Raw genomic sequence first — 1,858 nt, forward strand, 5'->3', positions numbered from 1 at the left:
TCATGGAGGGGGCTGGTTGAGGGGGCTCAGTGTGCCAAGGGTGGGGGCGGCTGGCTATTTATGCAGTGTCTCCCTAGTGGACAACAGCCTTGCGCATATGGAACTGAGATGCCGAAATCTGCTTGGGCGGGGTAAGCAAGAAGTACAGTTTGTAGCGATTGATCACGACTTGCGCCAACAACGGAGCCGCCGTACCGATCAGCGTTCCGATAATCAGATGCGCTGTGATTGAATCAATACCGAGGAATTTGCTGAGTATTACCCGCACCCCGCTACCGGCCAGAATATGCATCAGGTAGATCGTCATCGACGAAGCGCCGATGAACAGAAACCAATCCACGCGAAACTGACCTAGCCACATCGACAACGCGATCATGAAAAAGATGGATATGGTTGCAAGCGCGAGTACCGCCATGCCGCCATCGGCATAGTTCAGACCGAAGGTCACATGAAACAGGTACTGCCCCAGGATGAACAGCGCACCGAAAAATAATGTCAGCTGTGTATAACGCGCGAGGAAGAACGCCTTGACCTCGTTGAACCAGACGCCCAATGCGAAGAAGACGGTGTTGCCCAGGATAAAGCGGGTCATGTTGTTTACCGTCAGATCCTGCTGGAAGACATACAGCAAGCCAAACAGGACCACGAATGGCAAGAAATAGCGCCGATCTGCCCGCGCATAAAGAAACGCACAAACCACGAACACCAGAAACAGAGCGTACAGGAACCAGAACTGCGCTCGCGGCATCCAGAGCAGCGAGAACACCTCAACCAAGGTGACCTGACCGTTCGTGTAATTCGACAGGACGACTTCGAACAGACCTTGTAGTAAAGACCAGACAATAAAGGGATAGACGATTGTGTCGACCTTGTTGATGATCAACCCGCCCCGGCCCCGCTTCTGCAACGAATCGAAGAAGAATAAACCCGACAGGAAGAAGTACAGCGGAATGTGAAAGCTGTAGATGATGCTGTCGACCAGCACGAATCGCGCCTCATCCATCGGCAACCCGGCATTGAATACGCCTCGCGCGACATGCCCGTAGACAACAAGAATGATCCCGATCGCCTTGGCATAATCAACCCAAACGTTTCTCTCCTGCATTTGATTGTTCTCCTTGTATCGGCCAATGAGCAGGCGGCACCCTCTTCCAGAGAGGGTGGCTGGAGGAGATAGACAACAGGATTTTTCGTTGGTTTAGCTGAAGCACTCCTGGGTCGCCGAAGCGCGACACAGATTCCAATAAACCGAGCGCCAGGCCTCCACACCTCCCGCGCGCACGTTGCCTGACCGCCAGCCCGAGCGCTATATGCAAGCTTTTCTGGAGCGATGATATGCCCGACCCGCTACTGCCTTCCTGCTCCATCCTGCTTCTGGCGGGTGGCCGTGGGCAACGCATGGGAGGACAGGACAAAGGACTGGTCGAATGGCAGGGACGCCCATTGATTGCATGGTTGCATGAGACCGTTCAGCCATTGACAGACGACCTGCTGCTATCCTGCAACCGCAATCGAGCCCGCTACTCGGCCTATGCCGATCGATTGATTAGCGATGAAGAGCAGGGATTCCCCGGGCCCCTTGCAGGAATACGCAGCGGTCTTGCAGCTGCTCGCAACGCGTGGATGCTCGTACTGCCGTGCGACACCCCGTTGATTGATCGCCCCTTACTGCAGTCGCTCTACCAGACCGCGCTCGAAGAGCCAGACAGGCCAGTCATGCTGAGCTGCGAAGGCCAGTGGGAGCCCCTGTTCAGCATAATTCCCACCGGCCGACAGGCCGAACCCTGATTTTGCTGATTAGCGGGCCAGCCCCGCCTTTCGGACGGACTTATCCCGCCGTCCGTTGCAAATACCGCTT

At 55.5% G+C, this 1,858-nt stretch carries 1 protein-coding gene and 1 pseudogene; one reads left to right on the forward strand and one right to left on the reverse strand.

All coding sequences use genetic code 11. The features are described from left to right. Positions 1 to 73: 73 nt before the first annotated feature. The gene (locus AAEZ08_RS22665; RefSeq protein ID WP_003281297.1) at positions 74 to 1,105 is read right to left on the reverse strand and encodes an acyltransferase family protein; all 1,032 of its coding nucleotides are present in this window, start codon (positions 1,103 to 1,105) and stop codon (positions 74 to 76) included. 230 nt (positions 1,106 to 1,335) lie between these two features. Here AAEZ08_RS22665 and mobA point away from each other — a divergent pair. Beyond that, positions 1,336 to 1,767 (forward strand): annotated as a pseudogene (gene mobA / locus AAEZ08_RS22670) (molybdenum cofactor guanylyltransferase MobA); the annotation flags it as partial. Between the last annotated feature and the right edge of the window lie 91 nt (positions 1,768 to 1,858).

Origin of the sequence: Pseudomonas sp. E45-MNA-CIBAN-0222, from assembly GCF_040310405.1 — a bacterium.
Lineage (GTDB): Bacteria > Pseudomonadota > Gammaproteobacteria > Pseudomonadales > Pseudomonadaceae > Stutzerimonas > Stutzerimonas stutzeri_AC.